Raw genomic sequence first — 24961 nt, 5'->3', positions numbered from 1 at the left:
TTATTACATCTAATTGCTCTGTTGAATTTGATGGGAAATCTCTTGTCGTCCACAACGAAAATAAGTGAATAAAGGGGGTTGTATGGCTGGTAATAAGAAAGACATACGTAAAGAATTGACAGACCGTGTGATTGAAATCCTTGAAAATGGTGAAACCCCGCCGTGGCGTCAGAAATGGGACAATGTCATGGTTCGACCTTTTAATCCCTACTCAGGCACTCGCTTTAAAGGCGGAAACGTTCTTAACTTACTGTTAGAACAGTCAATTAAATCCTCTATTGATCCACGTTGGATGACGTTTGGACAAATCAAAAAGTCCGGTTTACGTTTAAACAAAGGATCAAGTGCTGCTTATGTCGAGTACTGGAGCTTCTATAACAAAAATAAAGAAAAGACGCAGGGTCTTGATGAACCGCAAAACAAATCATCAGATGCTGACGATGAAGACGAAAAAATTATGTTTTCCCGTTTTTATGCAGAGTTTAACGGGGCTGATATTGAAGGTCTTCCAGAGCTTTATTACGAGCGCCCCGATTTTGAACCTCATGAAATGATTGAGCGTCTTATCGCTGCTTCAGGCGTCAGTTACCAGCATCGAACGGTAACGGCATTGGCTGAAGACTTTAAAACAGATGCTGCTTTTTACAACCATGTAAATGATATGTTGGTTATGCCGCCGAAAGGTGCATTTGAAAGTGCTGATGCTTATTATGCAACATTTTTGCATGAGCTTTGCCACTGGACAGGTCACGCAGATCGCCTTCGTCGACGGGAACCGGGTGAAACCCGTAGCCATGATTCAGTTGAATATGCGACAGAAGAGCTTCGAGCTGAAATCGGCTCATGCATCCTCACCTCTATGTTTGGTCTTAAAGCTGACGTTGAAAGTCATGCGGCTTACACGACGCATTACCTGAATCTTATGCGCGCAGAGAATGGCGGTAAGCACGTTCTCTTCAAAGCAGCAAAAGATGCTGAGGCGATCATTGATTACCTTTTTGAATTCGATCCTGAACTCAGAGAGATACTGGAGGGAAATATCATTGAAGCCAATAATCTGCACAACGGGCAGGTTAAAGAGCAAATCCAGAGTGATGGAGTGAAACCTATCGATATTCCTGATTTTACTACTCAGCCTGAACCTCTGTCTTTAGTTGAAATTTCGGCTGCTGTACTAACGTCAGTTGATGCCTGGCAACGCTTCTGTGAAATCAGCCACAGTAAATGTATGGACGCGAATCTTAGCGATAAGTACGTTACACAGATAAAAGAGCGCGAAAAAGATATGTTTGAGGCGCATCTGAAAACACTGGACAATATCACTGAGAAAGAAGTTGATTCATATGCCTCCAAGGTTGTTCAGGGATGGGAGCGGGCGAGTGAAATCCACGGGTATTGGGGGGATTTCTGCAAGCAAATGCGCACCCTGTGGGACGCTGATGAGTCCATTATCGGTGACGGCGCAGGTGAGGGGCGTGAAGCTTTTCTGCATGGTGTTTTAGCCTACCGCAAAGATTTCGCTCAAGTGGCTGAAGTTGTTAAACGCAGTACCGATCTATCACATCACCAGGACGTTATAGGTAAACTAATGCGTTCTGCCTTCATGTCTGAGGGAGAGCCTGTTGTAAGCATCGACTCATACCGATGTGCTGTAATGGGGCATGTCCCCCCGCAATTGCTTACAGAGTGGCAAAAACGGCATTATCCGGCAGAAGAAAAACCAGAAGTGACAGAAATGCCACCATCTGTGCCATCTGGTAATCGATATGATCTGGATGATGAAAATGATGATGTTCCCTATGTAAAAGAACCTGAATCCGACATTGATGAGCTTAACGGTGCTTTGCCAGTGTTTGATGAACCGCCAGCAAGTCCGGTGCAAGGGCGCAGCCAAAATCAGGAAGTAGATGAGGAAGTTCTCAGGCCGTTGGGAAATGCACTGGATTTAACGGTTGACAGTTCCCCTTCAATTTAAAATATACCTCGCAGAGGACACATCTCAGGGTGTGTCCGTTTAATCAAGTCAGCCTTGATCTGAAATTAATTATTCAGAATAGGATTGCGCAAAAATATAATGTTCTTGAGGTGAAAAAATGCTTTTCTGTGTAGAAAATGAAGTTTTTACCGATGGTGTGGCAAAGAAAATTATTCTCCATAAGAAAGTGCCGCTTTATTCATCCCTCTTAAATTTTATGGAGATAAGCCTTGTTCAAATGGGTTATATAATACAAGAAGGAGCGTGTGATGAAAACACTAAAGTTAAATCAGAATTATTAGTTCCATTAGCACAACCATTTTATAAATTTTATATCAAGGAAAGTGACCGTTGCGAAATTGAGTCCTGGTCAAAAAGCCACACAATTCAGGCACATCTTTTCTTATTCGACTTTGTTAAAAAGCTAGAAATGGTTGGTTTTAGTATTACTTGTGCGACAGGGGATAATGAATATTACGATGATGTTGCAGATAATGAAGCCGCACTTATTTCAGAGTTTAATTCTGGTGTGGCTGATAATGAAGGAGAAGGTAAAAGACAATATTTTAAACCATAAAAAAAAGCCCACTAAAGTGGGCGTTGAATTACTCAAGGTGGGTGAGTACAATTTAACATTGGCGAAGGAACGTAATAAATATATATTAGAGTTAAAAATGCATTACTTCAACATCTTTTTTATCTAAATATATAGTTTTTAATGAGGTTATATCCGTATTCCGCAACGCGCTCATTCCGGTGATTGCAATATTAATTAGTTCTATTATTTCAGTGGTGTTTTTTGACAATGCATCAGTTGTATTGATATTCGCGTCCAATAGTGCCGTACTGATTATAGATTCTCTGATTGTATTTTTTATAAGGGGTACAGGGATTATTTTAGGCGATCGTAGTGCACTAAATTTGATGATCTCAAGGGAAAGCGCGGAATTGGAATTGCTAATCAGCGTGACGATCAACTCACTAAATTTACCTGTATCATGGTGTGCTGTTTGTGGAAAACTTAACAGGAAAGTGCGGTTCATGTATGCAACTGCATCCAGGCAGCTTACTGGCAAATCAAGCAGGAAGTCAGTATTTGAGAGAGTCGGCATAGCCTGTGGCATTAAAACGATTGATAAAGGTGATTTAACCCACTTAGAAACGCTGCTAAGAACGTAAGCATCTTTAACTGGCGTTCGGGTAGCACCGACTTCATCTGTGGCCCTGAGCAGCTGCTCAGCCATTTGAGGGGTAATGTCGGCCTTATCTTGCTTTGTAAGCTGGCTCCATGTTAAAGGAAAAGTCTCAGTTAACCGGATGGCCATCGCATCGACCAGTCTACTACGATTCATTTATATCCTTCATCAGCATCGTTCAACGGCAACGACCATGTCAGCACCGTATAATTTATAAAAATTAGTCCTGATACTTGCCTTAATCACTTCAACTTCACTTCTGCTATCACTATCAATAACATCGTTATCAATGAGAACTTCACCATTAAAAAAAGCAATGCCGTTTAGAGCGTTGCTCACATTTACCTGAAATTTCATTTTGGCCTACAACGTTCAGTAAGGGAAATTAATATCAAAGCTGGCAAGTTGATCGCCCAACTTTTGTGCATTGTAAAGGAATTCTGTGACGCCAGATTCAGAGATCATCTGCGCTGATGAGGCCACGAACTTGACGAAATCAGCTGCTGACAGGGAGCAACTGATTACCTGGGCACCATCAGCATCTAGAAGTGGCTGAAAACCCTGTATTGGCTCGAAATTTAGCAAGCAAAAGCCAGCCAGTGCATTGATGGCATCAGGATGAATAATGGAAATGGAAGAGTGTTCTACCTGGACAGTATCCGATACCTTTATCATGGCCTCAATTCTTACAGAGTTATGTGGTCGGAGAATTTGTGACGTTGGGATCTGCGTAGGGCTGTGGCGTTTTGCGGCTCGCGCACTTTGAGTTAGCTTGTTTGCGAGCCAGTGATTGTCAATGGCATGTATGTTTGAGTCTTCGCTTTGCGCGAGAGCAATAATTGACTTAACCCATTGGCGATTATTGTATATCCGAGTTTTGGCAATATCAATGTCACCGATTAGCGAAGGACGCAGTACAGGTGACAAAATTATTTTGACAGTAAGGTCAGAGTACTCCTTAAGAGCTTTTAGAGCATTGATTGCCTGAGCAGGGATGCGCATTGTCATTCAGTTTTCTCCTGCACATTACGGATGAATCGATTTATTGATTTGCGGGTTGTGCGAACATCATTAGCACAGCTGACAACGATATCGTCGCCGTATTGACGGATAAACAGGTCATTATTGCCTACTGATTTGTAGAAATATCCATCTGCGATTTTCGGTACATTACCGATCTGGGCTAAACTTTGAGCTGAAATCGTATTGGATGTTGCAGGCACGATTGCACGATACTCGGTGAAATCGCCATCTTCGTTGCTACCTTTATGAAATGAAAAATGACGGACTTTTATACCCCAGATGTCAACGGGATTAGATACAGTAAATTCACCATCCTCTTCTGCGCCCTGATTTCCTGAAATCAAATTCCCACCGTGTTGACTTTTAAGCAGATCAATAAATTCATCTGGGGTCGTATTAGTCTGACAGGTGACGGCTTGTGATAGCCTATATTCATTATCATTGTGGCCAGCTACAGAATTAAAGGAAGAACAAGAGTTAATTAGAATTAGTATTGATAAAGATAAATATTTATTTAGTGACATGATTCTAACCTGAATTATATTGTGAGATACTTATTTTATATTATTGTGCTAGGTGTTGTAATCTTTTAATTGGATGTAATTGGCTAGTGACCGCTTCTTAAGCACCTTAAATAATTTGTGATAAACGGGCCATGAGGGCTATATGGATACTACTGTCGTAAAGACAAAATTTGACTATGTGATGCAATTAAGACGTTGTACTAAAATGGATACCTTTGACAAGATGGTCGCGGGGTTTGAAAGAGATTTGGTGGGCAGTGATCTTTTTGTATTCAGAAGCGCTGTTGACCATCGGCTAGCTGAGTTAGCTACTGGACGGTATTATGAAAACGTTCCGAAAGAAGTATGGAGACTAGTGAAATAAGAGGTTAGTGATGGATAAAATGAGCACCTTGGCAGTAGAGCCAAATAGCGCGGTAATAATTGATTTAAAAAAGTACCTTCTTATACAGGTGCTTTATTCTGGCTCATGTTCAGGGCTGAACGAAAGGAATAATCAGGAAAAGGTGTTCATTCGCACTCAGTAACAACGATTCATCTTTTTGCATAGCAATCGTCTGTTGCACGAATTTCTCACTGATATCTGGCATTTCCACGAATGAGTCGCCACTACTGACTTTCACCATCTTATTGAGTGTTGATGAATTCAGTTGCAGTTCAAGATAATCGACAAGTCTTTAGTATCCAGACAAGCTCTTCCATTCCAGACCGAGATTGGATAGAATCATCCCGTATTAGAGGTTTAACCGCCGCTAGCACAACGGCGCGACGGCCTCGGGGCAACGTCACCGATCGCGCCGTGCTCTTCCCTTGTTTCCCCTTGTTAAGTTTTTCCCGCGAGCACCCTATACCTTCCAAAGTCATTTAAAAAAAAGTTCTCCCACCACGGGATAAATTCTTGTGTTCTCCCACAGTGGGAGTAAACTTAGTTGCATGAAGATAATCTCAGTAGCGATTCTTAAAGAATTTTGGAAAATCTATCCCGACGCAGAAGCGCCGATCAGATCATGGGTGGATGAGGCCAAGAAGGCTAGCTGGAAAACGCCAGCAGATATCAAAGAAAAATACCGAAGTGCTAGTATCCTTAAAAACAATCGCGTGGTATTTAACATTAAAGGGAATAACTATCGACTAATTGTTTCTATCTTCTATCCAGTTGGTTGGATGTATGTGAAATTCATAGGTACACACAAGCAATATGATGCTATTGACGCTAACACTATAGATCTGGAGTAGCAAAATGGATATTAAACCCATCAGAAATGAACAGGATCACAAGCTGGCGCTAAAATCAGTTTCGCATTTGTTTGATAATCAACCAGAAATTGGTTCGCCAGAATTTGATTATATGGAAATAATGATATTACTCATTGAAGCATATGAGAATGAGCATTATCGGATTGCACCGCCTGAACCTGTCGAAGCCATCAAATTTCGCATGGAACAAATGGGCCTTACAATGAAGGATTTAGAACCAGCCATCGGGGGTTCTGGGCGGGTATCAGAAGTGTTAAACCGCAAACGCAATTTGACACTACCGATGATTAGAAAACTACATAAGCAATTTTCGATACCTCTTGAAAGCCTTGTAAATTAAGACTAATTTATGATGGTTTATTAATTGCTTACAAAAGAGGTAAGCGTGTCCGTTGCTTGGGCGATCTACAAATCAACGGTTTCGGATGGTTGGCAGATCTACTTATTCTAACTATTCAGATATGTCTGCTCACGTTGACGTTAGCCACTGGTACAGCGCGTATCAGAGAAAAACCGTTATCTACTTCCAATAAAGAATTCGCGTGAAGGGTAAAACTGTGAGCGATGAATTTCCAAAATTTTTTTACAAGTACCGAAATGTTTCAAACAACGAAAACCTGTCTAAAGATTACGCGATAGAAGCACTTGTTAATAATGAATCAGTTTTTTCCAGTAGAAAAAACTTTAACGACCTGTTTGATTCAAAAATAGAACTAATTACCCCTACGCCACATGATATTAAGGAGCTAAGACAACTGGTTAAAAATGAAGATAAAAAATATCTGTCGGAATGGATTGACAAGGGGAAATTTACACCACTGGGAAAGGAGATGGTCAAAAAAATAGAGGAGGAATTCAACAAGCTTATTGATAGTTATCCGTTCTTTTCTGTTTCTAGCAATGCGACCAACAATCTGATGTGGTCTCACTATGCAGGCTCTCACACTGGATTTTGTATAGAGTTTAAATCAGAGTATGTGCCTGCTCAAAAAGTGGTCTATCAGAAAACAATCCCGAAAATCAAAACATTGGCTATGCACCGTCCCTTCTTTGGACTCGACGATGGTGAGGATTTAGGGAATCAAATTTTAGTTGCTTTGCGAACAAAACTTGATGAATGGGAATATGAATCAGAATATAGAGTTCACGGTCTTGGTTTTATCCAGGCAGGAAAAAAATTCATAAAAGTCTCTTATGACCCAATTTTTATAGAGTCAATAATTTTTGGGTGCCGTATAAACGATGTAGTTAGAAAACACATAATGCAAGCAATGCCAAAAGGCTTAAAATATAAAAAGGCTATTGAGAAAATGAGCAGCATTGAAATAATCAGTATGTAAATTCTTTTTTGTATTTTATTAATGTGATCTCCATCCGGGGAGCATCCAGGCGTTCCCCGCGTGTTTAAGCGTAATTCCCGCGCCACCTGGACACTAAGGTTATTCTGTCCACTCAGGCTGGCATTTAAATAGAATACACATTCTAATTTATTAGAATGTAAGTATAAAAGCAACGCCTTACAGATCATTCCCCCTAACTCAACGCCAGATTTCACGTAGCGTACCGCCGTTACTGGCTCCATCAAAAATACTCACCGATATATTTGGCACAAAAAGATAACTAACTCACTGTAAAACAACACTTCATCAAAACGCCGGCAACCCTGAGATCGGGATGGCCAGGCCGTTTCGCAGCTGCGACCGGCCCAGTTTATTTGAACAAGATCCCCCACGCGCCCGGACGTGGCGGGGCGGTACTGGCGAACCGATTCCGGTTGCGAAACCCCGACGCGGGGGTGTCATTTTCCCGGATCAGATATACCCTATCTTCAGACCAGCACCATCATTACCTGAACTTGCAGCCGCTTAACCAAGTTTAAATCTGCTGGCATTTCATTGCGGCAGCCAACTGCCACTCTTATCAAAAATGATGATGTCCCGCTCTTATACTTATACTTCTCGTAAAACAAAACGCAGATGTGTTCTATACTGCCAGAGCCAGACATGGAGTCTGAGCATAAACTACTCACATAAGGAGATTATTTAATGAGTAATGATAAACTAATCGCAGCGCTTAAGGCGGCACAGGCGTTTTACAGCAACGCACTCGCGGCTCACGCCACCGTTGGTGAACCGACCCCATTTCAGCAATCCAATCAGGATCGCTTATTTGCAGGTTATGACCGCGTAACGGCTTGGCTTGAGGCTCTTTTCAGAGCTTAATCCGTAACTTTCAGAGTTGAATCTCTTGTCCGAGGCCACTTTTGTGGCCTTTTTATAACACATCCAAATCCCCCTATTAACGGCCTCAGGCGATGTTACGCGTCGGCAACGCTATTTGCCCATATCCCTGTACGCCATTCCAGTTAAGCAGCGCCACGTACTTTAAATTTGCAAATTTACGTTGCGCTTTCGAGAGGGGTAATGCATGGTAATGACACGGCTGCTGTAGTCGCGTTTATAACCAGAGGCATTTTCGACATGAGTAATTCAGACAAAGTAGTAAAACCGGACAAGACCGTTTTACACGGTAACGCCGCCACGCTTTACCTGGCCAGCAAGAACGGCGGTATGGATCAGTATTTAGGAAAAATGCTTGATGTCGCGTCAGTTGCAGCTGGCCGGGCTGCGGTAGAAAAGTTCAAGCGCACACAGCGTCGTCCGACCCTTATCGCCGTGCCAAACGGTAAGTAGTCGCTTTGGGCAGACGTACCTCATTCCGCATGTTCCGACAAGTCCGGGAATGGTTTTACCGTTGCCCGGATACGTTCCCGCATTAATAATTCTCCCTCCAGTTAGACATTCCGGTAATTCTGTCCATCTTTTGTTATGACTTACAGTAGTTACAACATGCATCATACTGGCCCCATATCTGGTGCCCACCCCCACATTCGTGCCTACATCTGGGTTTTGCAGATCAAGACGGGCGTCGACGCGCTCCCGACCGCCGTTTTTTTACTGGACTAAACGGCACTATCGGAAAAAATGTCCAAGTTGCCGCAAGGGCAAAAGGGAATTATTGTGATCGGACAGGGCATCCCTTTGCGCCATACTAGGGCGATGGGGTTTTTCACCGGGAGCCGTGACGTGGCCGGGACATGGTTGTCCTGGGCGCGGAGGGGCTGGACAAGTCCGGGGCGGTTTTCCCGGGCGCGTCTGGGGGGTTTTGACCGAGTGCGGAGATTAAAAAATTGGGCATAATACCCCACGAACTGAGCCAGATTTCATCCAGCGATATCGGAAACGGGTATCTGTCACTCAATGCCGCAACGTCTAGGCTAAAAACGCGTAATAACGGTGGATCAGGCAGGCGGGGAGCTAAACACAATATCTTGTGCTCCAGTCAACCACATGAGGCACTACATATTGATTATCCACAGAAACGGGGGATAAGTGCGGGATAACTGGACAGAATGTGTTGTCTGGGGTCAGTTTGGATATCGAAAAATATTGTACGGTAAGCCTGATTTTGAACAGACCCCGTTATCGCAATAGGGTGTGCTCCCGCGCTATACGCAGTTTTGCGGGTATTTTGGCTGCTTCATTTCCTTTTTAAGATCTCATCCTCAGATATCTTCATACTGCACAAAGGAAATGTTAGAGACTCTAATACCGTAGTCATCTAGGCTGCCTGACTTTTCTTCACCTTTGTATAGGGCAACTACCCATCGAGCATTTTCCTGAATACTTTTGTTGATTTTGGCAAAATATTCGCCGTCAACTTCAGCAAGCGAATGGCCTAAAACAAAGACCTCATACACATTTTTAAGCGAAGTGAAAAAATCGCTCTCTTCTTTGATAATATCCGCTACAGGCTTGAATGTTGTGCCGAAATATTCGTCTATGTTGTTGTATGCTTCTGCAATTCTTGTATCCTGATCTGGCCCTGTATAAGGATTCAATGACTCGTCTACTGTAAAGCTGTGACCTAATTTGAGGTCATCATCGTAACTACAATTACCGTGGATGTGTGTGATGTGCGACGCTGGAATAGAGTAAACCTGCTGTAAGGTGTTAGTATAATTAAATGAAAAATAAAGGCTTTCCGTTGGGAGGGGAGGTATGTATTGAGTAGGTGTATGTGCATCAGTAATGTCGATTCCTTTCACCCAATCAGTGAAGTGCTGTTTCAAGCGATCAGATAACAGTCGTGTGATTTTATCTACTTCATACGGGTAATCGTGATGGTAGGCATCACTCCAATTTTCGGAATTATACGAACCCAAATACATCTCGCTGTTTTCTAGAATATGGTCGTAATCGATTTGACCTAAAGCACGTTCTAAATCATTCCACTTATCTCCAGCAGGCAAGTATTCTTCTATCGCGTCATATAGTTCTTTGTCACGCTCTGCTACGTATGATTGAAAGTGTTTGTACCCTGTAGGCAGACCATGACGAATATCAAACCCGTTTCCTATTATGTAAAGTCTCATCGCATTTTGCCTCGCCTCGTGCTAATCGGCATCTTGAATAGTTTTTATTCATTATACATCCTCTATATGTCTTGAGCATTCAAGTTGACTATCTGTTGATTTATCATTATTTTTCTCCTAACAGTTTATTTTGTTTGAAACTTTGTGTTTTTTGGATTTAGAGCTGTAAGCAATTTGCTCACATGCTGCTCTGATTTTTTGATCTGTTTAGTGAGTGCATCATTATTTTCAGTCAGCGTTTTGCTTGAGTGTCGCTCAGCTGCAAGAGTGGTTTCAAGCGTAGAACACACCTGACGACTTTCATCAAGTTGTTGGAGCGTGATCTCGTAGCGGCGGTCTTTTTCTGCAATTCTCTCGTCTTTTTGTAGACTTGAAGTAATCAGCTCTTTCTGAGAAATTTCAAGCTCTTTAGCTCTTTGTTCTGACATGGTCAACATAGCTTTTTGCTCAGCTAGTTCAGTGGCCTGTGCAGCGAATTTTTCTTCGATATGGGTTTTATCACGCTTTAATCGATCACACGCATTCTCATTTTCAGTTAGGTTAGCTTTGAGACGATCTATTGTTCCTTCACTTTTTTGCTTCAAAGTTTCTAAGTTGTTGAGGGCATTCTCAAGTAGTTGATTTGCTTCTTCTGCCTGGCTTCTTGCCTCGCGAAGTGCAGTCTCCAACCGTGACACTTCAGCATTTTTAGCTCGCTTATTGTCCTCAAGTTGTTCTGACAGATTGTCAATTAGCGCCTGTCTGTCTTGCGTCTGCCTTTGCCAGCTGTCACGCTCCCGGATAGCGGCTTCGTATCGATCGTCAGATTCGTCGGCGAGGCGGTTAGCTTCTGTTACGAGAGATTCCCAATTCTGGACTTTCTCCGCAAAGCTTTTCGTGGCTACAGAAAACGCCAGCTTTCTAAGCTGCATCATCAACTCAACCATGTCCTCAGTAACGCCAGGCATCTCAGCGAGCTGACTGAGTAGCTTTCCTTGCCGTTCCTGATACAGGTGCTTTCCTTTGTTTACGTCAGTAGCTGAGCCTTTACCTATAATTTCCCTGATTTCCTGCCAGCCTGGCAATGGCTCTCCTAGAAGTGCCAGTTGCTCACAACATTTCTGAGAAAGCTCAAGGGCGTTCATGCCCGAATAGGCATCTGCATTAGAGAATTCACGTATGAGCTTGTGTTTAATTTCGTTTTTAACAGGCATTCGAGCCTCCAGCATACGGATACGTACATATTACATCACTAAATTGAATAAATCCGCTTGTTTTATGGTCACTCAGCGCATGAAGTGAGCATTCAGGTGGGATGTTTAAGATTTTCATAAGTGTAACGTATGTACGTATAAAATTACATTTGTAATGTACAAAATATAAAACTTCTGATAACTTCTATTATCAGAAGTTATTGTGCTTGCTACAATCTGATTCAGATCTGCATTTTTTGGAGGTTTTATGATTTCTGGAAATGTTTATCCTAGCATTGCCACTAAGATTTTTTACATCAACGCAGGCCGTAAATCGGGCTTTTACACACTACGCACTCAGAACACAGTTCCCGCGTAATCATGTCTGTACCAAGAGTGTTTAGCCGTCTCTGGCAGTTACTTTATGGCGCCGAAAGCTGGCAGGCTAACCAGTGAGTCTGGGTTATCGAGTTTAAGCGCGTTGAGACTCGAGGATGGAATGATCAAGTTAACCTTTGTGACCTCAATTAAAATATTTAAGGCAAGAACCAAGGGTTATGTTTTGAAGGCACGGCCGCCCTGGATGGATAGGTTTTACCTATGTATTCCAGTCCTACTAGCCATACTTGCTGCCCCGCTGTTAAACGGAATGACAAAATGTTGAAAAATCAGGTTAATTTTAGTATTTAATGCCAATTTCTGCATTCAGTCGCTTGTGAATTAGGTAGCAAATCTTGATAATAATTATCAGATTATTATCAAGATGAGATCAACAAGATGAAAAAAAACCAATCTGGTATCTATGTCCCCTTCCCCAATGAAAGCTACTCAGTTAGAGCTTCAGATCAGCGAGGAAAACGTTTCAATATGGATGCTAAAGCTCTGTATCTTACATGGGATTACGAGACAATTTTTATGAATTATGCCGGGGACAAGGCTGGGGACAGCTATTCAACAATACAGCTTCCTCGTGATCCTGATTTCCTTAGGGTGCTGGCTGTAGAAATAAACAAATTAGCTGACTCCATCTAAGACTGCTTGAGTAAAAAAAATGAAACAACGTGGAATTGAAAGTAGCGTCACGGAAATATTTGGGCATGAACTACGCTTATCTTGCATGCTTAACGGAATAGATGACCTAACTTTATCATTCAATGGTAGTGACCGTGATTTCAATGCCGACAATATGTTTACTGCCTGCGATATATTTTTTATCGTCGAAATGAAATCTCGAATATATAACATAAAGGACGAGTCAAAAAAAACAGCAGTTTACAAACTTTGTGAAGGGCTCATAGCTACGCCTCAAATAAGATCATGGCATCGGCAGTGCCATTATATTATGTGGGGTGAAGACATCACGTCTTCTAATAATATTAGAACAAAGTTCAGTATATATGAAGATAGTGTATGCAGGCCTAGCGTTCTACCCCGTTCTCAAACTCTTGTCGAGCCATCTTCGATAGTAACCAATACTGGCGAGTTCCTTGCTTCCAGTGCAGTAGCGGGTACAATTGGCTTGCGGAAACCTTGTTTTTTCTATTATCTAAATTGGTTGCTCACCGACAGAAGTGGGCTAACTCCCCCCTTATCACCTAATGATAAGTTACCCGTTATCCTAATTGGAAATTCAGCTAGACGGCGCGTGTTTGGGAAAAAATTTAGTACCTACACCGATTTTAATATATGGGCTGACCAAGCACTAAAAAATAAAATTAGAGATAAAGGTCACGGGATTTGAAAATATTCGGTATTTTAATGCTGTATATTTACGGTGTAGGATCTTCGCCAGGTGACGGGTAATTTGGATTGCAAAGTTTTTCTCTAAGTAAAGGCAAGTCATCTTTGACAGTGTTCCAGATCGTTCCGAGGTCAACGTCAAAATAGCCATGCGCTACCCTATTTCTGAGGCCTTTGATCGGTTGCCAGGGTATGTCGTTATTGGCTTCAACAAACTCAGGGTAGAAAGCTATGATTTTAGACGCCTGCTCGCCAATCACGATCAGATTCATCAGGACTGAATCTTGTGTTTTGTCATCACAGAAAAAATCAATCTGCTCAAGACCATCCATATACAGCTGACATTTTTGCGCCGAACTCAAAATGTTATCAATCAGCACCTTTAGTTCTGTCTTGCTCATAGAGGACGTGCCTCTGCGAGAACTTGGTCGCGAAAATGCGAAGTTATGTCACCTGGACAGCGCACATCTAACTCGATACCAAGGACATCATGCAGCTCCTGATACAAACCGCCCATATGGAACATACTGGTGTTGGGTAGGGTATCAACCAGGATGTCCAGATCACTTTCCTCAGTATCAGTGCCTTTTGCAACCGAACCGAAAACGCGAGGGTTAGCAACTGGATAGGTCGAGATGATTTTAAGAATCAGCTCTCTGTTTTCTCTTAGTACATCTGAAGGTCTCATAGCTACTTCCTCTCTACAGTGAATGTTTCTGTCTAAATTTTAACATACCCCCTATGACAGTCAATCACAGTATAACTTGCTTCAAATAATAAATTTTGTGAGTAAATTTAAATTCATTTAATACCATCATCATTATATAATTTATCAATCAAACTTCTTATCTATGAATGTATTCACTTCCTGAGCTAATTTTATCTGTTAAAGGCAGAATAAAAATGACCTTAAACATTACTCAAATTGAAGCGCTATTCAACGCGTACTGTTTTAACTTTACTGATGAGATTGAATTACAAGATGCTATTGAAAAATTGCTTATTTCAAAAGATGTTAGATTTTCCCGCGAGGTACGTCTGTCCGCAAAAGATAAGCCTGACTTCGTCCTTGAGCTTGACTGTGGGAAAGTTGCACTTGAAATAAAAACAGGAGGAACTAAAAATGCGCTTTTACGTCAGATAAATCGCTATCTCAACCATAATGAAATATTTGGGGTATTAGTCGCTGGGACGCCTTATTTTATAAATCAATTACCTCTATCTTTAAATAATAAACCCGTATGGAGTCATCGTTGCATTGGGAGCCTATTGAGATGAGCACGAAATTAGTTGGTAAAATTACTCGGGAACAAAATCAATGGTTCATTCAGTGCGAGCCTAACGTTCGTAATCGTATGCGCCGGGTATTTCCTCAGGTCACGCAGTATGCTTCAGACACGATAACTATCAGCGATAACATCGAAAATTGCCGAGATTTGCTATGGTTTATGGAACGTTATCCGATGGATATCGAAGATATTGACTATTTGAAGCAGCGAGCAAACGATCACGTATTCCTGGGAAAAAGTATTCTCGCAATACTAGATAACAACTGTTCATTACGTGATTTCGAACTTGCTCAGCCTGCACGGAACTATCAAAAAACCGGCAGCGAAATGCTTCTCACGGTTAAAGGTTTACTGCTTGCAGATGATGTTGGCTTAGGGAAAACGCTGACCAGCTTTTTGGCAATGTGTTTACCAGAGAATCTCCCTGCTCTGTTTGTCACTCTGCCTAACCTTCCCCGTCAAATGGAGGCTCAACTGGCAAAATTTCTGCCTAATCACCGACCGCACATTATCAAAAAAGGCACACCCTACCCTCTTGCTAAACCCGGCGAACCAATGCCAGATGTCATCTTTTGCAGTTACTCTAAACTCCGGGGTTGGGCTGAAATCCTCAAGCACTTCATTCGATATGTTGTCTTTGATGAAATTCAGGAGTTACGCACTGGCGAAGAATCCCAGAAGTATCATGCCGCCAGGCATGTTGCGAGTGGTGCTGACTTACGCCTTGGACTTTCAGCCACACCAATCTACAACATGGGCGCGGAATTTTTTAACGTGCTCGATGTGCTTCGGCCTGGATGCCTAGGCTCACGCGACGAATTTCAGCGCGAATGGTGTACGGGGGAAAAGAAAATTAAAGATCCGAAAGCCTTCGGCGCATATTTGAGGTCGGAAGGCTTGATGCTTCGTCGCACGCGAGCGGAAGTAAATCGTGAGCTACCGCCGGTAGAACCGATTGTGCTCCCTGTGGAGAGTGATGCCACGATCCTTGATCAGATTACAGGTAGTGCAGTTGAGTTAGCAAAAATCATCTTGAGCGCCAATGAAGCTTTCCGTGGGCAGAAGATGCGTGCGACAGAAGAATTCAACGTGATGATGCGCCAGGCAACGGGGATCGCCAAAGCGGTATATGTCGCAGAGTTTGTAAGCCTACTGGTTGAAAGCGGTGAGTCTGTAGTCTTGTACGGTTGGCACCGAGAAGTCTACAACATATGGCTTGAGCGATTAGCTAAACACAAACCGGTGATGTATACCGGTTCAGAATCACCGGCAAGGAAGGAACAAGCCAAACAATCCTTTCTGAATGAAGAGAGTGAGGTGATAATCATTTCGCTGCGCGCTGGCGCTGGACTAGATGGCCTTCAGTACCATCCAAGGTGTCGTACTGCTGTTTTTGGCGAGCTTGACTGGTCGCCAGGAGTACACGAACAGTGCATAGGGCGACTAGCAAGAGATGGACAAGACAAAAGCATAGCAGCCTATTTTACGGTTGCTGATAGTGGGTCTGATCCTGTAATCGCTGACATACTTGGTATTAAACGCAGTCAGATACAGGGGGTTCGCGACCCAAACAGCAATCTTTTTGAAAAGCTGGAAACAGACAGTGGTGGCATTAAACGACTAGCTGAAAATTATCTATCTAAAGTGCAACGAATAAAAAATGTTTAACTTTTAAAGAATAAGTTAAAATTAAATCATTTATTTTTTAGAACGCTCGACTAAACATACGCATTGCCGGGCGCTCATCTCATTATTTTTATTTTTTTTTGCCAATCTGTTTTTTCTCATATTTATTTTTATAAATATCTAAAATTTGCTCTGCGAACTCATTATCTCTGGTATAAAAATAACTGTCAGGAAAACCTAGAACATCAGCAAATTTACAAACTAATTCGAATGGAGGTTTTACTGAGTCATTCTCATACTGAGATATCCGCGACCGGGCCGTAGAGACATCCATTCCTGCTTCAAGTCCCAATCTTTCCTGTGATATTTTTTTCAGCTTTCTAGCAGCTTTCAACCGTCTACCGATCATAGTTGGTGTCACATAAGGTCTTTAAAAATATGCCTGCACAAAGACCTTCACCGTTTGAGTATCGGTAATGTAATGACGTTTATTAGGTTCAAAACCTACCTTTCCAGCCATCAAAGCGTTCTTTGGCAGGTTTTTGGTTAAACGCCAACACTTTTTGATGTGCTGACCACTATCTCTTAAGACGTGAAACATTCTCAATTGACAGAACTTATAGCAAAATGTTGGAAGGGTTTTGTTTGAAAATATTGAACATGAGCAAGTTTCTTCTATTCGCGACTCACAATGGCCTTTTTTTATGCGAATGAATCCCCAATAGGTTATTAAATATACTATTATTAATGCTAACAATAAGAATTACTACATGAAATCCAATTCAAGGATACCCCTTCAATGACCTTGGGATTGAGAGCGGTGATAGAAAAACGACCCTATTTGTACTGATATCAGCATTTCATGACATACTGATTTGACGTGTGATAAACACAACTTGAGGGGGTATTGGCAAAAAAATGACGAGTATTGGACTCATCTATTGATGACTTTTGTTATCTGAAAAACATCATCATTAATATCCATGAAAGATTTATTTTCAAGATATAATTTACTAAACAGTGCCCTCGCCTCTCCAGAAATAGTCACTCCATTCTGAATTAACAAAGCAAAGACAATGAAATCGGGTTTTTTAAGGTATCCACAACAGCTGAAATAGTGAAAGAACAAGTCTGATTCAATATAGGAGAAAGAAAGTTTTAAGCCGGAAAGACAATGAATATTAGCAATTATCTCCTGATCGTCTTGAGAGCGAAAAGAAAGTAGTAGCCGTTTGGTTAGCATGTCAAACTCAGCTAATCGCTCACTATATTTTCTTAACACCATATTAATCCTATTTATTTGTTACTTACGTTGGCGAGTTTAAGCAGTGCTTCGCGCAATTCTGGCTTCACTATACCTGAGATTGAAATCAGCATTTCAGCGGTTTGAGAAGAGAGGCCTTTCCCCACTGACTGAACGTTTTTCTTATGAAGATTAGGGTTAACAATTACAGTGATCTTAATTACTTTTGGCAGCGATACTTTCATTTTTTTGAGCAATTCATCGCGATGCATTGAAATATCAAGTTTGGCCTTGTTAGATGCTGTTTCAAGCACGAGATTTCCACCATTGTAGTTAGCTACGCGCGTAAAGTTTCTGGTCGAACGTGGCAGGTATGATTTCATTTCAGCGGTCAGTTTATTAAGGGCTAAAGCACGTCGTTTAAGCCTTCCCAGAGTAGACTCATTATCAATCTGCTCGAAGGCAGAACATGTCGGTTTACGCTGAATAGTCATCGTAGGCTCCGGTGATCCCTAAACGAATCAGCAAAAAATGCCAGGTTGCAAAGCTGATAGTTGCCCGGTTTTTTGCTGTTTCTGACGCAACATATTTACGATAACTGCTGGGAGTTATTCCTGCAATGTTTGCAGCATTATCGTGTGTGATGCCGGTGAGGCTATGCATCCCAGATACGTGCATTATCTCAAACCGTGTGGGTGAGCGCCACTTATCAGCATTTCTGGTCAGAGTGTCTGACGGAAGCAGGCTAGTGATGAAACCATTGTTCTGCTCACGAAAGAGAGCATCTAGCCTTGCAAAAGCCTGTATGGAGATTGGCCCGATCAGTTGGCCATCAACAAGTAAATTATAGGACTCTGGCCTACTTTCATCTGTCAGGTTCATATCTGATGACACAAAGCGATGAGCGGCGAAATGTGCGAGGAGATTAGCATTAGAATCAATAAGTTGATACTGAGACCGAACCAGTACAGATTTGACCTGGGAAATAAAGCATTCGCGTAACGCGCAATACTCATCGTCCCGTATCCGGTCTGGCTGCGTTAAGTTGACGGTTGTGACATAGCGCCCACAGTAAAAAGCCTCAGCGGTGTTCTCATGGCCGTCTGTCGGGTAGAAATCAAATAGCCCTACTGTAAAATTTTTCCTTTCCATCTAAAACCTGCAAATGCACCAGAATCAAGTTGTGATAAATTTTATCAGAAAAACAGGTTGCGTATCAAGTTGAGCTATCGTTATGATATACTAAAGCAATAAAACAATACTTCAAAGGATGCAGCAAAATGAGCGAATCCCACAACGATCCGAATACTCTGACCAAACAGCTTGTTCAACAACTCAAGTCTGTACCATACAGCCTTGAAGCTGAACAAGCTGTATTAGGGGCTTTGATGTTGGATAACGAGCTGTGGGATTCCGTTGCTGAAATAGTTTCTGAAGACGATTATTTTAACAGGGGCCATCGCATTATCCTGGCCGCAATGGGTGCCTTGGTTAGAAAATCAAGCCCCATAGATTTGCTGACCCTATCGGATTCGCTTGAACAAAAAGAACAGTTAGAGCTTGTCGGAGGATTTGCCTACCTCGCGGAACTATCTAAAAACACGCCTAGTACAGCCAACTGCTTAACATACGCAAATATTGTGCGTGAACGCGCAGTGGTAAGAGGAATGATCGCCGCCGGTAATCGTATCGTAGATGCAGGAATGAATACCCAAGGGAAAAGCAGTGATGAGCTTATTGATTACGCTGAAAAAGAAATTTATCAGATTGCAGAAAACCGGGCCAATTCTCATAAAACCACGGTAGACATAAGTACCGCACTGACCGCTACGATCAACAGAATAGAAGAGCTTATCAGTAAGCCCCACAACGGCGTCACAGGCATAGATACAGGCTTTGCAGACATCAATGCAAAGACATCCGGACTTCAGCCAGGAGACCTTATCATTATCGCTGCTCGCCCTTCAATGGGAAAGACAACGTTTGCAATGAATATATGCGAAAACGCTGCGATGGAAAATGACAAGCCTGTAATGATATTTAGCCTTGAAATGCCTACGGAACAGCTGACCATGAAAATGCTCGCTTCTCAGTCCAGAGTAGATCTAACCAAAATTCGCACTGGCGTGCTTGATGATGAGGATTGGGGAAGGCTAGCAAGCACCGTTGGAATCCTTGCTGAAAAAAACAATATCCATATTGATGATGAAGGCGGACTCACACCGACGCAAGTTAGATCCCGTGCGAGACGCCTACACCGTGAACACGGTGGGCTTAGCCTAATTATGGTTGATTACTTGCAACTGATGAGAGTGCCTGAACATGCCGGTAACAGGACTCAGGAAATTTCAGAGATATCGCGTGCATTAAAGGAGCTAGCAAAGGAGCTAAACGTCCCTGTTGTTGCTTTGTCACAGCTCAATCGCTTGCTTGAACAACGCGCCGATAAACGCCCTGTTAACTCTGACCTACGTGAGTCAGGCTCAATTGAGCAGGACGCGGATGTGATCATGTTCATCTACCGCGACGAAGTTTATAACGATGACAGTGAAGATAAAGGCGCAGCAGAGATAATTATTGGAAAACAACGTAACGGGCCAATTGGCCGAGTAAGATTGCTATTCAACGGGGCGCATTCACGTTTTGATAATCTGGCAGGTTATCAGTTCAACCAGAACGATTATTAAGGAAAGCCCTTATTTAGGGCTTTTTTAATACGATCCAGTATTTGGCCTTTATTGTACATCTATTAATAAAAGGTTAGTCGTCAAGATAGCTTTCATAGTCTGGGCGAGGCCCATTATTTTTATAAATACTCTCTCGCTCATCTATATCCTCATCAGCTTCCATTGCGCTAATATCAAGAGTACCTTTAAGAAAAGCTCGCGCTTTTTTTATTATATCAACAGACAGGTCTGTTTTTGTGCCTCGAATCATCCCTATACCAATGTTGATTATTTCTTTAATTTCCGCTGGAGTAGTTCTATCCAATGCCGCACCTAGTTCCTTGGAATCAAGAAGGACATCATCTGGTAAATACATTTGAGCGCAATTCGCAGCATCCTTAGTTCTAAATGCTCCCACAGAAATCACCCGATCAATACGACCAGGGCGCTTTCTGATCCTGGGATCAATACGCTTTGGATAATTTGTTGAAAAAATTATATATGTACCGGCTACATTTCTCGGGGAATCAGCCCCATCAAGAAAACTCAACGTACCAGCATCTGCACGATAAAGTTCATCAACTTCTTCTGCAATGATGATAACAGGTATTTTTTTGTGCGAAGCTGCATAACATACCTCTTTGAAATAATCATCAGCATATACGAATACATATTTATCTTGATATTTAGCACCTAAAGCTTTCGCAATAGTAGTTTTCCCTGTTCCTGGAGGGCCAGTAAAAAGTACCTTACGCATTCCTGACTGACCATAGCGGGTGTAAAATTCAATATCAGAAAAGAATTGATTGAAATCTCGCTCTAATTCCTGAAATTTTGGGTGAACAGCAAAACGTGCAGCATTTTCTATTTCATCTTTTCTCGCCTTGCCATGATAAAAAACACCTTCATAATTTCCGAGTTTCCAAATCCCCTTACGAGGTAAGTTACGGTTAAGCTTCGCTCTACCAGCCTCACATAAATTATGAAGCATGGACATGCTCTTTGCTGTACCTACAGCATATTCCATTCTGACTTTGGAGTTAAGAATAAAACGAATAATGTGTACTACTTCATTTTGTCCTAGATGGACTCGATATGCTCCAGAACCATCTTTGAACATTAGTTTTTTAATTCTGCCTGTTTTTGTCATAACAGGGCTGCTACCTGTGTGGACGACACTCGACTTAATCGGCTCAACATCAAGATTAGAATATATTTTTTTGTTTTTACGATTAATGACTATTTCGGCAACTTTAGGATAATAATCATAATCTTTTACTACAGTGCCGAAATTATTTTCACCATAGTATTCTTTATGAAGCTGCAATACTTGCTCTACCAGAGTTAGTTTACCCATTAAATAATCCGCCAGTACTATTCAACTTTAACTTATGAGAATTAGATTATACTATTAAGAATGGTGCATTATTTATAATAATTGCTCAGCAATCTTATGTCAGCGAGTAAAAATTAAGGATTTTTTATCAAAAATGTCGAATTAGTCATATTTAGATTTTATGAGCACTTTCAAGTTGAGGCATGTTTTCAAAAAAAGAAATACCGTATTCATTTTTAAGCCTTGCTGATGGTATTGTAACAGCCAAATATGCTTCTTCTCTGCTATTAAGGAAGTTGCCCCATGGATAAGGCGTCCATACATCATGACTAAGGTCTCTTTCACGACCTCGAATTGTCTCAGCCGTTGGGTCGATGACACCCGGTGCAGCCCCTTCATAATCGGGGTGAACTCGATAGCCCCAGATTTCTGGATCACCACCGCCATAACCAACACACAGCATCGTATCTTGTGAAACCATGTCGTATTTGAAATCAGAAACATACGTAGTGATTGTATGGGTAATGGTTCCGACATTCTCTACATACCATTTGGATATAACTGTAAATGATTTATGTTCCACTGGGGATTCGATTAGTAGTCCGACCTTAGCTTTCCGACCTTTTTTCATGCCCACAAAGAAATTTTTATTAGGAAAAGGTCTAACCGTGCTGATATCGTCAGCTGGGAGTGAGAAACTGAATTCTGGAACTTCGATGCTTATTAGCTTACATCTATTTTTTAAAGCATTTATGAGTCGTGGAACGATATGATAGTACATAGACATAACCTAATATTAATACTGTGTGCTACACAATATAAACAAATAAGAGCGATACTAAAAGGTGAGATTTATGCAATTAACAAGGAATTTGACTAATTTAATAAAGATCCATAACCTGACCTTTATTAATTATTTATAAAATAATTCTTATGCAGATGGCTTAACTTTACTAACGACTTTTTTTACTAAAAGTCCGTACTCTGACGCATAGATCTTAAGAAACTCCCCTGGCAAGAAAGCGGGTACTAGCCTGGCTACGCCTGTCAACTGAACCCCATAAGAATTGCCCCAACGCGTAAGCCTACCTAAATGTGTGACAACAGTGCCTTCCCATTGAGGTTTGGTTGTAGATCGAATAAACACCCCCTCGGCGCTTACGTCGATGACGAGCGGTTTGAGAGGTTCAAGCCCAGCTTTCATCCAGGCTGCTTTCGGTATACGCAAACCATTTACGTTTCCCCATGGCAACAACTCTCGTTCGTAGATCAATGTGTCAGACAAGGGTTTACTCTCCTATAAAGAACAACTCCGCCAGTATACTCAATGAGTATATCTTTTAAAAGAGGCGCTACCTATTGACATAACTAAAAGTATATCTAATGAGTATACATTTTTCATTGACAAGACTTTGTCGCTGGATTATATTTCCAGCTACAGATAACTTCCCGTCAGGACAGACCAATGCAAAGTTCATATTTTGGGGCAACCTGGTTTATCCCCTGCTCTATTATGCAGGCCAACAGTGCTCGTTATGCGTTAAAAATGATTAAACGTGTGGCTTATGCTCCCAATATGCTTGCTGAGCTGTCTTCACGGAAAAAATCACTGTCTACACAAATATTTTCGTCGATAATAACAGAAAACGGTAGATTCACTGAATTCCGTGACGTTAACCTGATTAAGTATGCATTGGGTTTCAATTTTATTGGCTCATATGTGCATGACAAGCGTGGAGAAGGACTCCAGCTAAGTTTCTATACGCCGGATAGGGTTGATTCTGCATATTCTTTCTCACCGCTGAGTGCGGCTGTGTTCACTCAGACTGTACTCGATGTATGTGGGATTGAGGAAGAGATTGAGATCGCTTATTACTCCTTAATGAAAAAGGGCATCCTACAATCAGGTTGCTTTAACATTACAAAGGAGTATCTGGAACACTTTCCTGTTGAACAGCTTCAACCGGCAGCAAACCCTGATGCAGATGAGCATTATTATGTTCTTAATCTGAGAGAACCGCATGTTAGCCTTCCTCAATCGTTAGCCTTTTCTTCTCTAAGTGCCGAAGTGAATACCAAACACTTACGAAACCATATTAACTGCAAAGAAAAAAAAGAATTAGCAGACACTGTTATCAATCACGCTGAATTATATAAATTAAATAAAATTTCATATTTCGATTATAACGTCATGAACAGAGTTACTAACTAGGCCACTTACCCACAACGAGGTCAAAATGTGCATTATCTTTGATATAAATTTCGCCATTTCTCAAAATGAGGCATTCCAGCAAGGTGCATTATGGTTACTGTCTGAGATGAGCCAGCGCCCTTATTCAGAAATAGAAGTGCGGGAGTTATGCTCGTTATTCCCAGAAAGTTTAGAAAATATTTGCCGTGCATCAACCGAAGAGATCGTGCGTCCACTTCGCGGCGTAATTCATGACCTCCCTTTGGGTGCCAATGCAGATTATGATGCATTCTATATCTCATCTATCAATCAAGACGGTCAATTAACGACCACAGAACCCTATGCTTACGTTGTGTTTGGCAAGTATGGCAAAGACATCTATCCCCTGGCTCATTTTGATAATCACGAAGAGGCTGCGAGGGTTAAACAGCTTTGGCATGTACAGCTTTATGAGAACAATTTGAGGAATTGCCGATAAAACAAGTGGAAACTACATTATGGCCAAGTCCATAAAACAAATTTTTTAAAATGAAAAAACCTGTGCTAACTGCCCTTTCCGGCATTAACAATAATCATTAGTTGACCGATCATCGTTTCAGATATTTTATGCTATACAGCATAATTCCGAAGAAAAAACGCTGCCGCGCCGCGTGCGCGGGCTAGAAGCCCTGGAAACACGGCATGTAGTGTCTTAAGCCGCTGACATTAACAGCAACGGGGATTTTGCACAACAGGGGAAACAGAGGGTGATCAGCACAGAGTGTCCATTGAGAACAAAATTTTCCCTCATGAAACTGACTATCCTGCCGATGATCCACAATCTAATGTAAACAAATGAGGCGATTATGAAGGCATTTTTTTCATCCTTAATTTTTCTCGCGTTTAGCGTGACGGCATCTGAAAATAGCGAGTTGACTGATGTCCAACACTACTGTCACTCCACTGCGCTGCCATTAACCCAGGCGGCCGCAGATGCGGTAATGCAGTTTGAAGGGGATGGTAAAAATTATAATGAGCTGTCTATAGCGCTGACACAAAATGTATTCGCGTCCCAAATATATAAATCGGCACCCGATAACGTTCAAGACGCTATGCGCCAGGCGTTGGCCAATGACGTGCTGGTAAAAGACAAACAATCAGCGCTTGTTGATATGTATATTAAGAAGGGAGAAAATTTTCTCCCTACGTTAGCTGCACTCTGGGCGTATTATTCAGTTGAACCCTATTTAATAAAATGCGGCTATATGAAGTTTTCCGACAGATAATAGAGAATAATCGTGACAAGGTG

General features: G+C 41.7%; 30 protein-coding genes. 16 read left to right on the top strand and 14 right to left on the bottom strand.

The window, feature by feature from the left end:
• The first annotated feature begins 82 nt into the window (after positions 1 to 82).
• Entirely contained in the window at positions 83 to 1975 is a 1893-nt protein-coding gene (locus SJI19_RS16760; RefSeq protein WP_323479418.1) for an ArdC family protein, read from the top strand.
• Between the two features lie 118 nt (positions 1976 to 2093).
• The gene (locus SJI19_RS16755; protein ID WP_323479417.1) at positions 2094 to 2552 is read left to right on the top strand and encodes a hypothetical protein; all 459 of its coding nucleotides are present in this window, start codon (positions 2094 to 2096) and stop codon (positions 2550 to 2552) included.
• A 91-nt stretch (positions 2553 to 2643) separates the two neighbouring features.
• Here SJI19_RS16755 and SJI19_RS16750 read toward each other — a convergent pair whose 3' ends face one another.
• Genes SJI19_RS16750 through SJI19_RS16735 form a run of 4 tightly spaced genes read right to left on the bottom strand, consistent with a single transcriptional unit; the run spans position 2644 to position 4718 of the window.
• Positions 2644 to 3327: a hypothetical protein gene (locus SJI19_RS16750; protein WP_323479416.1), complete on the bottom strand. Its 684-nt coding sequence runs from the start codon at positions 3325 to 3327 to the stop codon at positions 2644 to 2646.
• 12 nt (positions 3328 to 3339) lie between these two features.
• The gene (locus tag SJI19_RS16745; RefSeq protein ID WP_323479415.1) at positions 3340 to 3528 is read right to left on the bottom strand and encodes a hypothetical protein; all 189 of its coding nucleotides are present in this window, start codon (positions 3526 to 3528) and stop codon (positions 3340 to 3342) included.
• A gap of 15 nt (positions 3529 to 3543) precedes the next feature.
• Positions 3544 to 4179: a hypothetical protein gene (locus SJI19_RS16740; RefSeq protein WP_323479414.1), complete on the bottom strand. Its 636-nt coding sequence runs from the start codon at positions 4177 to 4179 to the stop codon at positions 3544 to 3546.
• Positions 4176 to 4718 carry a hypothetical protein gene (locus SJI19_RS16735; RefSeq protein WP_323479413.1) on the bottom strand — a complete coding sequence of 181 codons (543 nt, stop codon included), beginning with the start codon at positions 4716 to 4718 and terminating at the stop codon, positions 4176 to 4178. The genes SJI19_RS16740 and SJI19_RS16735 overlap by 4 nt, the downstream gene beginning before the upstream one ends.
• Positions 4719 to 4860: 142 nt before the next feature.
• Between SJI19_RS16735 and SJI19_RS16730 the strand changes: the two genes are divergently transcribed.
• The 6 genes from SJI19_RS16730 (at position 4861) to SJI19_RS16705 (ending at position 8668) form a co-directional block, all read left to right on the top strand.
• Positions 4861 to 5082 carry an Hha/YmoA family nucleoid-associated regulatory protein gene (locus tag SJI19_RS16730; protein WP_323479412.1) on the top strand — a complete coding sequence of 74 codons (222 nt, stop codon included), beginning with the start codon at positions 4861 to 4863 and terminating at the stop codon, positions 5080 to 5082.
• 569 nt (positions 5083 to 5651) lie between these two features.
• Positions 5652 to 5954, top strand: coding sequence for a type II toxin-antitoxin system HigB family toxin (locus SJI19_RS16725; protein ID WP_323479411.1), 303 nt, complete (start codon positions 5652 to 5654; stop codon positions 5952 to 5954).
• 4 nt (positions 5955 to 5958) lie between these two features.
• Positions 5959 to 6315 carry a transcriptional regulator gene (locus SJI19_RS16720; protein ID WP_323479410.1) on the top strand — a complete coding sequence of 119 codons (357 nt, stop codon included), beginning with the start codon at positions 5959 to 5961 and terminating at the stop codon, positions 6313 to 6315.
• A 217-nt stretch (positions 6316 to 6532) separates the two neighbouring features.
• Positions 6533 to 7315, top strand: a complete 783-nt coding sequence (locus SJI19_RS16715) for a DUF2971 domain-containing protein (RefSeq protein ID WP_323479409.1) — start codon at positions 6533 to 6535, stop codon at positions 7313 to 7315.
• 705 nt (positions 7316 to 8020) lie between these two features.
• Entirely contained in the window at positions 8021 to 8197 is a 177-nt protein-coding gene (locus SJI19_RS16710; protein ID WP_323479408.1) for a hypothetical protein, read from the top strand.
• Between the two features lie 258 nt (positions 8198 to 8455).
• Positions 8456 to 8668, top strand: a complete 213-nt coding sequence (locus SJI19_RS16705) for a hypothetical protein (RefSeq protein WP_323479407.1) — start codon at positions 8456 to 8458, stop codon at positions 8666 to 8668.
• A gap of 872 nt (positions 8669 to 9540) precedes the next feature.
• Here the strand turns inward: SJI19_RS16705 and SJI19_RS16700 are convergent.
• Positions 9541 to 10410: a bacteriophage abortive infection AbiH family protein gene (locus SJI19_RS16700; RefSeq protein WP_323479406.1), complete on the bottom strand. Its 870-nt coding sequence runs from the start codon at positions 10408 to 10410 to the stop codon at positions 9541 to 9543.
• A 125-nt stretch (positions 10411 to 10535) separates the two neighbouring features.
• Entirely contained in the window at positions 10536 to 11603 is a 1068-nt protein-coding gene (locus SJI19_RS16695; RefSeq protein WP_323479405.1) for a hypothetical protein, read from the bottom strand.
• Between the two features lie 756 nt (positions 11604 to 12359).
• On the opposite strand from SJI19_RS16695, the gene SJI19_RS16690 reads away from it, so the two are divergent.
• On the top strand, positions 12360 to 12614 hold the full coding sequence (locus tag SJI19_RS16690) for a hypothetical protein (protein ID WP_323479404.1): 255 nt from the start codon (positions 12360 to 12362) through the stop codon (positions 12612 to 12614).
• A 19-nt stretch (positions 12615 to 12633) separates the two neighbouring features.
• On the top strand, positions 12634 to 13323 hold the full coding sequence (locus SJI19_RS16685) for a hypothetical protein (protein ID WP_323479403.1): 690 nt from the start codon (positions 12634 to 12636) through the stop codon (positions 13321 to 13323).
• A 28-nt stretch (positions 13324 to 13351) separates the two neighbouring features.
• Here the strand turns inward: SJI19_RS16685 and SJI19_RS16680 are convergent, their stop codons facing one another.
• Both SJI19_RS16680 and SJI19_RS16675 read right to left on the bottom strand, forming a co-directional pair.
• A complete protein-coding gene (locus tag SJI19_RS16680; protein ID WP_323479402.1) occupies positions 13352 to 13723 on the bottom strand; it encodes a DUF86 domain-containing protein in 372 nt (123 codons plus the stop codon).
• Positions 13720 to 14010, bottom strand: a complete 291-nt coding sequence (locus tag SJI19_RS16675; RefSeq protein ID WP_323479401.1) for a nucleotidyltransferase family protein — start codon at positions 14008 to 14010, stop codon at positions 13720 to 13722. The genes SJI19_RS16680 and SJI19_RS16675 overlap by 4 nt, the downstream gene beginning before the upstream one ends.
• 215 nt (positions 14011 to 14225) lie before the next feature.
• Here SJI19_RS16675 and SJI19_RS16670 point away from each other — a divergent pair, with 215 nt between their 5' ends.
• Together SJI19_RS16670 and SJI19_RS16665 are read left to right on the top strand one after the other, a co-directional pair.
• Positions 14226 to 14600, top strand: coding sequence for a hypothetical protein (locus SJI19_RS16670; RefSeq protein WP_323479400.1), 375 nt, complete (start codon positions 14226 to 14228; stop codon positions 14598 to 14600).
• Positions 14597 to 16279: a DEAD/DEAH box helicase gene (locus SJI19_RS16665; protein ID WP_323479399.1), complete on the top strand. Its 1683-nt coding sequence runs from the start codon at positions 14597 to 14599 to the stop codon at positions 16277 to 16279. The genes SJI19_RS16670 and SJI19_RS16665 overlap by 4 nt, the downstream gene beginning before the upstream one ends.
• An 88-nt stretch (positions 16280 to 16367) precedes the next feature.
• Here SJI19_RS16665 and SJI19_RS16660 read toward each other — a convergent pair whose 3' ends face one another.
• The 4 genes from SJI19_RS16660 to SJI19_RS16645 form a co-directional block, all read right to left on the bottom strand.
• A complete protein-coding gene (locus tag SJI19_RS16660) occupies positions 16368 to 16658 on the bottom strand; it encodes a helix-turn-helix transcriptional regulator (protein WP_323479398.1) in 291 nt (96 codons plus the stop codon).
• A 513-nt stretch (positions 16659 to 17171) separates the two neighbouring features.
• The gene (locus tag SJI19_RS16655; RefSeq protein ID WP_323479397.1) at positions 17172 to 17522 is read right to left on the bottom strand and encodes a hypothetical protein; all 351 of its coding nucleotides are present in this window, start codon (positions 17520 to 17522) and stop codon (positions 17172 to 17174) included.
• Positions 17523 to 17533: 11 nt separating this feature from the next.
• Complete coding sequence (locus tag SJI19_RS16650; protein WP_323479396.1) at positions 17534 to 17974, bottom strand: DciA family protein; 441 nt, start codon at positions 17972 to 17974, stop codon at positions 17534 to 17536.
• Complete coding sequence (locus tag SJI19_RS16645) at positions 17958 to 18632, bottom strand: hypothetical protein (protein WP_323479395.1); 675 nt, start codon at positions 18630 to 18632, stop codon at positions 17958 to 17960. The genes SJI19_RS16650 and SJI19_RS16645 overlap by 17 nt, the downstream gene beginning before the upstream one ends.
• A gap of 128 nt (positions 18633 to 18760) precedes the next feature.
• Here SJI19_RS16645 and dnaB point away from each other — a divergent pair, with 128 nt between their 5' ends.
• A complete protein-coding gene (gene dnaB / locus SJI19_RS16640) occupies positions 18761 to 20167 on the top strand; it encodes a replicative DNA helicase (RefSeq protein ID WP_323479394.1) in 1407 nt (468 codons plus the stop codon).
• Positions 20168 to 20240: 73 nt separating this feature from the next.
• On the opposite strand, the gene SJI19_RS16635 is transcribed toward dnaB, so the two are convergent.
• Positions 20241 to 21503, bottom strand: coding sequence for an AAA family ATPase (locus tag SJI19_RS16635; protein WP_323479393.1), 1263 nt, complete (start codon positions 21501 to 21503; stop codon positions 20241 to 20243).
• Between the two features lie 151 nt (positions 21504 to 21654).
• Positions 21655 to 22263 carry a DUF6012 family protein gene (locus tag SJI19_RS16630; RefSeq protein ID WP_323479392.1) on the bottom strand — a complete coding sequence of 203 codons (609 nt, stop codon included), beginning with the start codon at positions 22261 to 22263 and terminating at the stop codon, positions 21655 to 21657.
• A 684-nt stretch (positions 22264 to 22947) separates the two neighbouring features.
• Between SJI19_RS16630 and SJI19_RS16625 the strand changes: the two genes are divergently transcribed.
• The 3 genes from SJI19_RS16625 to SJI19_RS16615 all read left to right on the top strand — a co-directional run bounded on the left by SJI19_RS16625 (position 22948) and on the right by SJI19_RS16615 (position 24938).
• Positions 22948 to 23694, top strand: coding sequence for a hypothetical protein (locus tag SJI19_RS16625; RefSeq protein WP_323479391.1), 747 nt, complete (start codon positions 22948 to 22950; stop codon positions 23692 to 23694).
• Positions 23695 to 23719: 25 nt separating this feature from the next.
• A complete protein-coding gene (locus tag SJI19_RS16620) occupies positions 23720 to 24151 on the top strand; it encodes a hypothetical protein (RefSeq protein ID WP_323479390.1) in 432 nt (143 codons plus the stop codon).
• A 367-nt stretch (positions 24152 to 24518) separates the two neighbouring features.
• Positions 24519 to 24938 (top strand): hypothetical protein, encoded by a 420-nt coding sequence (locus SJI19_RS16615; protein WP_323479389.1) that lies wholly within the window; start codon positions 24519 to 24521, stop codon positions 24936 to 24938.
• The last annotated feature ends 23 nt before the right edge of the window (positions 24939 to 24961 follow it).

The sequence above is a fragment of the Acerihabitans sp. TG2 genome (genome assembly GCF_035013185.1).
In the GTDB taxonomy this organism is placed as follows: domain Bacteria; phylum Pseudomonadota; class Gammaproteobacteria; order Enterobacterales; family Enterobacteriaceae; genus Acerihabitans.
The sequence above is the reverse complement of the archived record's forward strand: the minus strand, read 5'-3'. Positions and strand labels throughout refer to the sequence as shown.

Excerpts from the sequence above, each read along its gene's own strand:
- SJI19_RS16625 (WP_323479391.1), top strand. The coding sequence starts at position 22,948 with ATGCAAAGTTCATATTTTGGGGCAACCTGGTTTATCCCCTGCTCTATT.
- SJI19_RS16670 (WP_323479400.1), top strand. The coding sequence starts at position 14,226 with ATGACCTTAAACATTACTCAAATTGAAGCGCTATTCAACGCGTACTGT.
- SJI19_RS16635 (WP_323479393.1), bottom strand. The coding sequence starts at position 21,503 with ATGGGTAAACTAACTCTGGTAGAGCAAGTATTGCAGCTTCATAAAGAA.
- SJI19_RS16645 (WP_323479395.1), bottom strand. The coding sequence starts at position 18,632 with ATGGAAAGGAAAAATTTTACAGTAGGGCTATTTGATTTCTACCCGACA.
- SJI19_RS16695 (WP_323479405.1), bottom strand. The coding sequence starts at position 11,603 with ATGCCTGTTAAAAACGAAATTAAACACAAGCTCATACGTGAATTCTCT.
- SJI19_RS16730 (WP_323479412.1), top strand. The coding sequence starts at position 4,861 with ATGGATACTACTGTCGTAAAGACAAAATTTGACTATGTGATGCAATTA.
- SJI19_RS16755 (WP_323479417.1), top strand. The coding sequence starts at position 2,094 with ATGCTTTTCTGTGTAGAAAATGAAGTTTTTACCGATGGTGTGGCAAAG.
- SJI19_RS16675 (WP_323479401.1), bottom strand. The coding sequence starts at position 14,010 with ATGAGACCTTCAGATGTACTAAGAGAAAACAGAGAGCTGATTCTTAAA.
- SJI19_RS16665 (WP_323479399.1), top strand. The coding sequence starts at position 14,597 with ATGAGCACGAAATTAGTTGGTAAAATTACTCGGGAACAAAATCAATGG.
- SJI19_RS16700 (WP_323479406.1), bottom strand. The coding sequence starts at position 10,410 with ATGAGACTTTACATAATAGGAAACGGGTTTGATATTCGTCATGGTCTG.
- SJI19_RS16620 (WP_323479390.1), top strand. The coding sequence starts at position 23,720 with ATGTGCATTATCTTTGATATAAATTTCGCCATTTCTCAAAATGAGGCA.
- dnaB (WP_323479394.1), top strand. The coding sequence starts at position 18,761 with ATGAGCGAATCCCACAACGATCCGAATACTCTGACCAAACAGCTTGTT.
- SJI19_RS16630 (WP_323479392.1), bottom strand. The coding sequence starts at position 22,263 with ATGTACTATCATATCGTTCCACGACTCATAAATGCTTTAAAAAATAGA.
- SJI19_RS16750 (WP_323479416.1), bottom strand. The coding sequence starts at position 3,327 with ATGAATCGTAGTAGACTGGTCGATGCGATGGCCATCCGGTTAACTGAG.
- SJI19_RS16705 (WP_323479407.1), top strand. The coding sequence starts at position 8,456 with ATGAGTAATTCAGACAAAGTAGTAAAACCGGACAAGACCGTTTTACAC.
- SJI19_RS16735 (WP_323479413.1), bottom strand. The coding sequence starts at position 4,718 with ATGTCACTAAATAAATATTTATCTTTATCAATACTAATTCTAATTAAC.
- SJI19_RS16745 (WP_323479415.1), bottom strand. The coding sequence starts at position 3,528 with ATGAAATTTCAGGTAAATGTGAGCAACGCTCTAAACGGCATTGCTTTT.
- SJI19_RS16720 (WP_323479410.1), top strand. The coding sequence starts at position 5,959 with ATGGATATTAAACCCATCAGAAATGAACAGGATCACAAGCTGGCGCTA.
- SJI19_RS16615 (WP_323479389.1), top strand. The coding sequence starts at position 24,519 with ATGAAGGCATTTTTTTCATCCTTAATTTTTCTCGCGTTTAGCGTGACG.
- SJI19_RS16655 (WP_323479397.1), bottom strand. The coding sequence starts at position 17,522 with ATGGTGTTAAGAAAATATAGTGAGCGATTAGCTGAGTTTGACATGCTA.
- SJI19_RS16740 (WP_323479414.1), bottom strand. The coding sequence starts at position 4,179 with ATGACAATGCGCATCCCTGCTCAGGCAATCAATGCTCTAAAAGCTCTT.
- SJI19_RS16690 (WP_323479404.1), top strand. The coding sequence starts at position 12,360 with ATGAAAAAAAACCAATCTGGTATCTATGTCCCCTTCCCCAATGAAAGC.
- SJI19_RS16710 (WP_323479408.1), top strand. The coding sequence starts at position 8,021 with ATGAGTAATGATAAACTAATCGCAGCGCTTAAGGCGGCACAGGCGTTT.
- SJI19_RS16680 (WP_323479402.1), bottom strand. The coding sequence starts at position 13,723 with ATGAGCAAGACAGAACTAAAGGTGCTGATTGATAACATTTTGAGTTCG.
- SJI19_RS16650 (WP_323479396.1), bottom strand. The coding sequence starts at position 17,974 with ATGACTATTCAGCGTAAACCGACATGTTCTGCCTTCGAGCAGATTGAT.
- SJI19_RS16685 (WP_323479403.1), top strand. The coding sequence starts at position 12,634 with ATGAAACAACGTGGAATTGAAAGTAGCGTCACGGAAATATTTGGGCAT.
- SJI19_RS16725 (WP_323479411.1), top strand. The coding sequence starts at position 5,652 with ATGAAGATAATCTCAGTAGCGATTCTTAAAGAATTTTGGAAAATCTAT.
- SJI19_RS16760 (WP_323479418.1), top strand. The coding sequence starts at position 83 with ATGGCTGGTAATAAGAAAGACATACGTAAAGAATTGACAGACCGTGTG.